Below are 8,791 nucleotides of genomic sequence, written 5' to 3'. Positions count from 1 at the left end.
AAAAAGAACGCCTGTTCCTTCGGAGACCGCCATGTCTTCTTCACCAATAGCTCGAAACGCCTCACCGCGAGTCCCCTGGCTCTACCTCGCCGGCTGCCTGCTCATTTTGGCGGGCGCGTTGCCGGCGATTTGGAAGTGGTCGACGCCGGCCGACGCCCAGGCGAATAATGTCGTCGCCGAAGACTCGTCGCTGCGCTTTCAAGACATTGAGACCGTCCGGGTTGGGCAGCGGGTCGTAACCGACGTCGCCGCGGCCGATCGCCCTTTAAAAACGTCGGTCGATCCAGCGACCTGGAAGCGGGTGACGATCGCCGCCGAAACCGTCGACGCCGCCGGGCACCCTGATCGGATCGTAGCGCAGACGCTCGCTTCGCCCGATTGGCTAGAGATCTGGGAAGTCAAACTGGGCGCCAAAATCCCGTTCCCGTTCGATCTGATCGAAATGGGAATTCCGCCCGAGACCGAAGGCGAAGTCACGGCGATCGATCCCTGCCCGACGATACCCGACGCGCCCGGCCAGGTCATCCTCTCCACGATCAGCCACCAAAACCACGACGTCTGGGAGCTCGACGTCGAGTCGGTCAGCGGCCAACGCGACACGCTACGTGCGACCGGCTTTCATCCCTTCTACAGCGTTGACCGAGACGATCATGTCCAGGTCTATCAGCTGAAGGAAGGAGAACTGCTGCAAGGCGCCGATGATCTTGTCACGCTGAAGTCGAAACGCAGGATCCCGGGCTACCACCAGGTTTTCAACTTTACGGTGGAGGCGGATCATGTCTATCGTGTTGGGCATCTGGGCGTGTTGGTGCATAATAATGTGCCTTGTGGTCCGGGTGGGACGCCAAAAGGAATTTCGAACGTTCCCGGCAAAGATTTTACGCCCAATCCAAGCATAACAAAGCCGTATTCACGCCCCAGAGGAGCTGGGCCAACTGCAGAACAGCGCAGAGCCGTGCAGGGAAAGCCATGTGTTGAGTGCGGCAAGGTTACGCCCAATCAAGTTGCTGACCATAAGGACCCGTTATCCGTTCAATATTATCGTGAGGGTAAGGTGGACGTCGCTAAACAATCGGCAGTAGACGCCGTTCAAGCACATTGTCCGACTTGTTCGGCGAGGCAGGGCGGGCTACTGTCAGCATTTGTCAAACGCATGAAGATTCTACTAGGATTGTGACGATGACTCCGTCGGAAACCGAAAGGCAGTGGGCTGTATGCGAACAATTCAGCGCCACGCCAATGCCATGTCCACTGAACCTCAAGGTGGGAATCGCACAAAACGTGCGAGAGGGTGTCGAGCCATTAAATGGTCTGCGGGTCAAACCCATTGGAGACACTACAGGATGGTTTATTTGGGCTGGCGAGTGGTCCGACGATCCTAGCTACTTTGTACCGCTCCATGTAGAGCATTTGGTTTCGTGGTGCCCACAAGTAATCCCCTATCTCCAACTTCCGATCGGCTGGCGTTTTCTACTTGCACCGTCATTTGAAGATGTATGGTTCGATCGAGAATTGGCGAAACAAGAAGAAAGTGACGAGACGGAAACAGAGTCTTGATCAAGCTTTGGGCTTCGTTGGCGTGCTGAAATGGACCCCAGTTTTCGGACCACTCAAACACGTCAAGTGCCAGTGACTGATGGTAACGGACGTCCAGTCAAGTTCGACGGTCTAGACGGCAATGTATTGGTCGATCGCAAGCTTGCCGTCACTACTTTTCCTAAGGCAAAACGACAGGCAATCAGGCAATCTGCGTCGCTTGAGGAAAATGGTCTGACTGGACGATGGGAAGTACCGAGCCATGCAGAAAGGAAGCGAGCACTCAGGATGTTTGAACAACTTGGAATAAAGAATATCAGCGTGGAGGTCGTGCCATGATTAACAGATCGCTTGCAACTGCCCTCATCGATGTGTGCGTTTTTTTGGGAGTGTCGGGCGACGATATCGTTGACCCAGATGAAGCGATTCGCCAACTAGAGAATATTGCGGCTTGTCTCAAGAGTTTGACAATCGATGAGCAAGATGAATTTTTGGCAATTTTAAGCCAATTGGCTACGGTCGCTCCATCATCAACTGACGCACAAGTTAGAAAGGAATTCTTGGAATCGCTTGGCGAAAATCTAGGCTTAACAGAGCCATTGTAGCGACTGCAGGCCGAGTCGAAAACATTTGGTTCTGGGATGGTAACCGTCCGGCCAACCGCACTATCAACGCATTCCGCGGCGGCTTCGCGCCAGTTTGAATTAATCGTCGTCTTGCTGGATCCGCCAGACGTGCTGCGGATTCGCTTGGGGTAGAGAGAACGCAATATCTTAACCATAACGAGCAGCTCATTGGTATTTTCACAATCGACTAGACATATGGCATTCGACCGATTTAATATTGGCTTTCGCTGTACCGAAGATCGATCTTCTGGAGACTTGTCGAGCATGGCAAGCGTCGACGAACCAACGGTTTGCTCGGTGTTGAAGAATCTTGGCGGAAAAACGTTTAACGATGGTCTCTACCGAGTACTTCGAGCTGACGAAGTTGAGGAAGCCACAGAAGCAGGATGTCTTGCTTTTCCCGAGTTAGCGCAACACATCACGGTGTTTGGCTATGATTGGCTAGGAAGGCAGTTTGCCGCCGATGCCGGACGACGATCGAAAGGAATGCCCCAAGTCTTGATGCTCGGATTTGGCACCGGGTCGGCGTTGCAAATCCCTGTCGACCCCATCGCGTTCCATAACGATGAGCTTGTCGACTACCCTGACGATGCTCTCGCGAAGCCGTTCTTTCTACAATGGCAAGCGGCAGCAAGAGCGAAGCTGAAGCATTATCAGTGCGCTGGTTACAAGGTGCCGCTTTTTCTTGGTGGCGCCGGCGACGTCGATAACCTGGAAGTCACCGATCTTTCGGTTTATTGGCACTTGTGCGGGCAGCTTCGCAATTAGGAGAAAAGGTCGCTAGAGGGGCGATCAATTTCCGAAATCGTTAAGTGAAAAATGGGCGATCCGCAACGGTAGTGAGGACTGATCATTGCGATCTGTATCAAATGTGGAACTAGGAAATCGCTTCCGTACGACCGGTGCGGCGAGTGTGCGTTTGATCCTCAGCTGGCCCGTGAAGATCTAGTGAAAAGCGTCTACCTTTCATCGGGACGTTACGGTTCTCAATTCGAGAAGGAAAAACATGACGACGAATTGAACAGTTACTCTGCTCAACTTCGATCCGGACTCAGTGTCGAGTATGATCAAGAGGAAATCGAACGATTGGACATGCAGTTGACGGAAGTCGAGGAACTTGATGACAAGCCGATCTTCAAATATCTGCTCCGATGTATTCTTGCCTGGAATTCTCTTGTTGCTGTTTCTAATTGGTGTGTTGGTCGTGCTGAAATGGCGATGATTTGGCGCCCCAAATGGAGACCGCCATGTCTTCTTCACCAATAGCTCGAACTCCCTCACCGCGAGTCCCCTGGCTCTACCTCGCCGGCTGCCTGCTCATTTTGGCGGGCGCGTTGCCGGCGATTTGGAAGTGGTCGACGCCGGCCGACGCCCAGGCGAATAATGTCGTCGCCGAAGACTCGTCGCTGCGCTTTCAAGACATTGAGACCGTCCGGGTTGGGCAGCGGGTCGTAACCGACGTCGCCGCGGCCGATCGCCCTTTAAAAACGTCGGTCGATCCAGCGACCTGGAAGCGGGTGACGATCGCCGCCGAAACCGTCGACGCCGCCGGGCACCCTGATCGGATCGTAGCGCAGACGCTCGCTTCGCCCGATTGGCTAGAGATCTGGGAAGTCAAACTGGGCGCCAAAATCCCGTTCCCGTTCGATCTGATCGAAATGGGAATTCCGCCCGAGACCGAAGGCGAAGTCACGGCGATCGATCCCTGCCCGACGATACCCGACGCGCCTGGCCAGGTCATCCTCTCCACGATCAGCCACCAAAACCACGACATCTGGGAACTCGACGTCGAATCGGTCAGCGGCCAACGCGACACGCTACGTGCGACCGGCTTTCATCCCTTCTACAGCGTTGACCGAGACGATCATGTCCAGGTCTATCAGCTGAAGGAAGGAGAACTGCTGCAAGGCGCCGATGATCTTGTCACGCTGAAGTCGAAACGCAGGATCCCGGGCTACCACCAGGTTTTCAACTTTACGGTGGAGGCGGATCATGTCTATCGTGTTGGGCATCTGGGCGTGTTGGTGCATAATAATGTGCCTTGTGGTCCGGGTGGGACGCCAAAAGGAATTTCGAACGTTCCCGGCAAAGATTTTACGCCCAATCCAAGCATAACAAAGCCGTATTCACGCCCCAGAGGAGCTGGGCCAACTGCAGAACAGCGCAGAGCCGTGCAGGGAAAGCCATGTGTTGAGTGCGGCAAGGTTACGCCCAATCAAGTTGCTGACCATAAGGATCCGTTATCCGTTCAATATTATCGTGAGGGTAAGGTGGACGTCGCTAAACAATCGGCAGTAGACGCCGTTCAAGCACATTGTCCGACTTGTTCGGCGAGGCAGGGCGGGCTACTGTCAGCATTTGTCAAACGCATGAAGATTCTACTAGGATTGTGACGATGACTCCGTCGGAAACCGAAAGGCAGTGGGCTGTATGCGAACAATTCAGCGCCACGCCAATGCCATGTCCACTGAACCTCAAGGTGGGAATCGCACAAAACGTGCGAGAGGGTGTCGAGCCATTAAATGGTCTGCGGGTCAAACCCATTGGAGACACTACAGGATGGTTTATTTGGGCTGGCGAGTGGTCCGACGATCCTAGCTACTTTGTACCGCTCCATGTAGAGCATTTGGTTTCGTGGTGCCCACAAGTAATCCCCTATCTCCAACTTCCGATCGGCTGGCGTTTTCTACTTGCACCGTCATTTGAAGATGTATGGTTCGATCGAGAATTGGCGAAACAAGAAGAAAGTGACGAGACGGAAACAGAGTCTTGATCAAGCTTTGGGCTTCGTTGGCGTGCTGAAATGGACCCCAGTTTTCGGACCACTCAAACACGTCAAGTGCCAGTGACTGATGGTAACGGACGTCCAGTCAAGTTCGACGGTCTAGACGGCAATGTATTGGTCGATCGCAAGCTTGCCGTCACTACTTTTCCTAAGGCAAAACGACAGGCAATCAGGCAATCTGCGTCGCTTGAGGAAAATGGTCTGACTGGACGATGGGAAGTACCGAGCCATGCAGAAAGGAAGCGAGCACTCAGGATGTTTGAACAACTTGGAATAAAGAATATCAGCGTGGAGGTCGTGCCATGATTAACAGATCGCTTGCAACTGCCCTCATCGATGTGTGCGTTTTTTTGGGAGTGTCGGGCGACGATATCGTTGACCCAGATGAAGCGATTCGCCAACTAGAGAATATTGCGGCTTGTCTCAAGAGTTTGACAATCGATGAGCAAGATGAATTTTTGGCAATTTTAAGCCAATTGGCTACGGTCGCTCCATCATCAACTGACGCACAAGTTAGAAAGGAATTCTTGGAATCGCTTGGCGAAAATCTAGGCTTAACAGAGCCATTGTAGCGACTGCAGGCCGAGTCGAAAACATTTGGTTCTGGGATGGTAACCGTCCGGCCAACCGCACTATCAACGCATTCCGCGGCGGCTTCGCGCCAGTTTGAATTAATCGTCGTCTTGCTGGATCCGCCAGACGTGCTGCGGATTCGCTTGGGGTAGAGAGAACGCAATATCTTAACCATAACGAGCAGCTCATTGGTATTTTCACAATCGACTAGACATATGGCATTCGACCGATTTAATATTGGCTTTCGCTGTACCGAAGATCGATCTTCTGGAGACTTGTCGAGCATGGCAAGCGTCGACGAACCAACGGTTTGCTCGGTGTTGAAGAATCTTGGCGGAAAAACGTTTAACGATGGTCTCTACCGAGTACTTCGAGCTGACGAAGTTGAGGAAGCCACAGAAGCAGGATGTCTTGCTTTTCCCGAGTTAGCGCAACACATCACGGTGTTTGGCTATGATTGGCTAGGAAGGCAGTTTGCCGCCGATGCCGGACGACGATCGAAAGGAATGCCCCAAGTCTTGATGCTCGGATTTGGCACCGGGTCGGCGTTGCAAATCCCTGTCGACCCCATCGCGTTCCATAACGATGAGCTTGTCGACTACCCTGACGATGCTCTCGCGAAGCCGTTCTTTCTACAATGGCAAGCGGCAGCAAGAGCGAAGCTGAAGCATTATCAGTGCGCTGGTTACAAGGTGCCGCTTTTTCTTGGTGGCGCCGGCGACGTCGATAACCTGGAAGTCACCGATCTTTCGGTTTATTGGCACTTGTGCGGGCAGCTTCGCAATTAGGAGAAAAGGTCGCTAGAGGGGCGATCAATTTCCGAAATCGTTAAGTGAAAAATGGGCGATCCGCAACGGTAGTGAGGACTGATCATTGCGATCTGTATCAAATGTGGAACTAGGAAATCGCTTCCGTACGACCGGTGCGGCGAGTGTGCGTTTGATCCTCAGCTGGCCCGTGAAGATCTAGTGAAAAGCGTCTACCTTTCATCGGGACGTTACGGTTCTCAATTCGAGAAGGAAAAACATGACGACGAATTGAACAGTTACTCTGCTCAACTTCGATCCGGACTCAGTGTCGAGTATGATCAAGAGGAAATCGAACGATTGGACATGCAGTTGACGGAAGTCGAGGAACTTGATGACAAGCCGATCTTCAAATATCTGCTCCGATGTATTCTTGCCTGGAATTCTCTTGTTGCTGTTTCTAATTGGTGTGTTGGTCGTGCTGAAATGGCGATGATTTGGCGCCCCAAATGGAGACCGCCATGTCTTCTTCACCAATAGCTCGAACTCCCTCACCGCGAGTCCCCTGGCTCTACCTCGCCGGCTGCCTGCTCATTTTGGCGGGCGCGTTGCCGGCGATTTGGAAGTGGTCGACGCCGGCCGACGCCCAGGCGNATAATGTCGTCGCCGAAGACTCGTCGCTGCGCTTTCAAGACATTGAGACCGTCCGGGTTGGGCAGCGGGTCGTAACCGACGTCGCCGCGGCCGATCGCCCTTTAAAAACGTCGGTCGATCCAGCGACCTGGAAGCGGGTGACGATCGCCGCCGAAACCGTCGACGCCGCCGGGCACCCTGATCGGATCGTAGCGCAGACGCTCGCTTCGCCCGATTGGCTAGAGATCTGGGAAGTCAAACTGGGCGCCAAAATCCCGTTCCCGTTCGATCTGATCGAAATGGGAATTCCGCCCGAGACCGAAGGCGAAGTCACGGCGATCGATCCCTGCCCGACGATACCCGACGCGCCNGGCCAGGTCATCCTCTCCACGATCAGCCACCAAAACCACGACNTCTGGGANCTCGACGTCGANTCGGTCAGCGGCCAACGCGACACGCTACGTGCGACCGGCTTTCATCCCTTCTACAGCGTTGACCGAGACGATCATGTCCAGGTCTATCAGCTGAAGGAAGGAGAACTGCTGCAAGGCGCCGATGATCTTGTCACGCTGAAGTCGAAACGCAGGATCCCGGGCTACCACCAGGTTTTCAACTTTACGGTGGAGGCGGATCATGTCTATCGTGTTGGGCATCTGGGCGTGTTGGTGCATAATAATGTGCCTTGTGGTCCGGGTGGCGTTCCAAACGGGACACGGTTGACGCAACGGGCGGATGAAATTCATTCAGTGCTTAACCATCGAGCCGCAAAAAATGGGCGCACTACCGCCGTTTTGGAAACATCGGGCGGGGACATCGTTGGGGGTGGTGTTCGCGACCTTAGTCCAGCTCAACGTGCGGCACTGAGACCCGGTGAAATAGCTTCAAAACTTACTGGTGAGCATGCCGAGATTACAGCACTTCAAGAGGCACTAAACAGGGGGCTCAAGCCAAAATCCATTGGAACATCTCGTGATTTTTGCGATGACTGCCTCAAGAAGTTGCAAGAGGCAGGTGCGAGGATTACCAGTCCAAGATCTGCTGTTTGGGATTGAGGGAAATATGGAATGTTATTTTTTGACCAAGTAGAACTGAAACGACGACTAGATTGCTTGTCAAGCCGTTCGCGAATGGCATTTGCTTTGGCTTGTGCTGAGCGGCTTTTGCCGTTTTATCACGCGTTTAGTGAAGTGCACGCTAACAATCGTTGGTCTTATCTGCGATCGATCGCAAATACTTCATGGGACCAACTTCTTAATAACGTGGTGATAGCGAAGCATGAGTTCTTGAGGGAGTATCCATCTCTAGCTCCAAATGATGACTGGCCAAAGTCCGAATTCACCTTGCTGGATCCACTTGCGGAGAATGCGGTACTGGCGCTGGGGTTGGCGTCTGAATGCTACTTTTCGGAATTTGGTGAGCCTGCTGTTTTGGCGGCGGAGCAGGCTTACGAGGCTGTAGACTATTTAGCTCAAAATACCGAATGTTTGGATTATCGGGAGACCGGTAGTGAGGAGGCGATTTTAAAATGTGATGTAGTGCAGGATGAACTCAAGCGACAAATCGATACTCTAGCGATGCTTGAAGGCACATCTGAAAGAGATGTAGATTATCAGAGTGTTATCGGCTTATTGCGAGAACAGGCCATTGGCTTGGAGGAGAAAATGAAAAGGGCTGCCCTGTCACTGGTCAAGGCCCAATAGTCCGTGAGCTATTGTCAAATGTCGTGTTCTTGAATGATTGAATAACGTGTAGAGAAAAGGGGGGCACGGCGATTGCGCCATGATGGGCAATCTGCGATAATCCGGCAAATACGTCTTGGCGATTTCGCGACGTCCGTTTCGCCGCCAGGCGTTCGCTTTGCAGGGAGGTCTTCCGCATGTCTTCTTCGGCCG

The 8,791-nt window shown here is 53.1% G+C and carries 11 protein-coding genes; 10 read left to right on the top strand and 1 reads right to left on the bottom strand.

The window, feature by feature from the left end:
• Positions 1–31: 31 nt before the first annotated feature.
• The 10 genes from Enr8_RS10950 (at position 32) to Enr8_RS10905 (ending at position 8,599) form a co-directional block, all read left to right on the top strand.
• Positions 32–1,177 (top strand): polymorphic toxin-type HINT domain-containing protein, encoded by a 1,146-nt coding sequence (locus Enr8_RS10950; protein ID WP_186767571.1) that lies wholly within the window; start codon positions 32–34, stop codon positions 1,175–1,177.
• A gap of 2 nt (positions 1,178–1,179) precedes the next feature.
• The gene (locus Enr8_RS10945; protein ID WP_146431352.1) at positions 1,180–1,557 is read left to right on the top strand and encodes an immunity protein Imm33 domain-containing protein; all 378 of its coding nucleotides are present in this window, start codon (positions 1,180–1,182) and stop codon (positions 1,555–1,557) included.
• A gap of 314 nt (positions 1,558–1,871) precedes the next feature.
• Positions 1,872–2,141 (top strand): hypothetical protein, encoded by a 270-nt coding sequence (locus tag Enr8_RS10940; protein WP_146431350.1) that lies wholly within the window; start codon positions 1,872–1,874, stop codon positions 2,139–2,141.
• A 285-nt stretch (positions 2,142–2,426) separates the two neighbouring features.
• Positions 2,427–2,930: a T6SS immunity protein Tdi1 domain-containing protein gene (locus Enr8_RS25800; RefSeq protein WP_222434845.1), complete on the top strand. Its 504-nt coding sequence runs from the start codon at positions 2,427–2,429 to the stop codon at positions 2,928–2,930.
• A gap of 479 nt (positions 2,931–3,409) precedes the next feature.
• Positions 3,410–4,555 (top strand): polymorphic toxin-type HINT domain-containing protein, encoded by a 1,146-nt coding sequence (locus Enr8_RS10930; protein ID WP_186767570.1) that lies wholly within the window; start codon positions 3,410–3,412, stop codon positions 4,553–4,555.
• A gap of 2 nt (positions 4,556–4,557) precedes the next feature.
• Positions 4,558–4,935, top strand: a complete 378-nt coding sequence (locus Enr8_RS10925; protein ID WP_146431352.1) for an immunity protein Imm33 domain-containing protein — start codon at positions 4,558–4,560, stop codon at positions 4,933–4,935.
• 314 nt (positions 4,936–5,249) lie between these two features.
• The gene (locus tag Enr8_RS10920) at positions 5,250–5,519 is read left to right on the top strand and encodes a hypothetical protein (protein WP_146431350.1); all 270 of its coding nucleotides are present in this window, start codon (positions 5,250–5,252) and stop codon (positions 5,517–5,519) included.
• A gap of 285 nt (positions 5,520–5,804) precedes the next feature.
• Positions 5,805–6,308: a T6SS immunity protein Tdi1 domain-containing protein gene (locus tag Enr8_RS25795; RefSeq protein WP_222434845.1), complete on the top strand. Its 504-nt coding sequence runs from the start codon at positions 5,805–5,807 to the stop codon at positions 6,306–6,308.
• 467 nt (positions 6,309–6,775) lie between these two features.
• Complete coding sequence (locus tag Enr8_RS10910) at positions 6,776–7,951, top strand: polymorphic toxin-type HINT domain-containing protein (protein WP_146431348.1); 1,176 nt, start codon at positions 6,776–6,778, stop codon at positions 7,949–7,951.
• Positions 7,952–7,963: 12 nt separating this feature from the next.
• Positions 7,964–8,599: a DUF416 family protein gene (locus Enr8_RS10905; RefSeq protein WP_146431346.1), complete on the top strand. Its 636-nt coding sequence runs from the start codon at positions 7,964–7,966 to the stop codon at positions 8,597–8,599.
• Here the strand turns inward: Enr8_RS10905 and Enr8_RS25790 are convergent.
• Positions 8,586–8,791: hypothetical protein (locus Enr8_RS25790; RefSeq protein ID WP_222434844.1), on the bottom strand; the 206-nt coding region annotated here is incomplete at its 5' end. The two genes, Enr8_RS10905 and Enr8_RS25790, sit on opposite strands and share 14 nt — an antisense overlap.

The organism is Blastopirellula retiformator (genome assembly GCF_007859755.1).
GTDB classification, from domain to species: domain Bacteria; phylum Planctomycetota; class Planctomycetia; order Pirellulales; family Pirellulaceae; genus Blastopirellula; species Blastopirellula retiformator.
The sequence above is the reverse complement of the archived record's forward strand: the minus strand, read 5'-3'. Positions and strand labels throughout refer to the sequence as shown.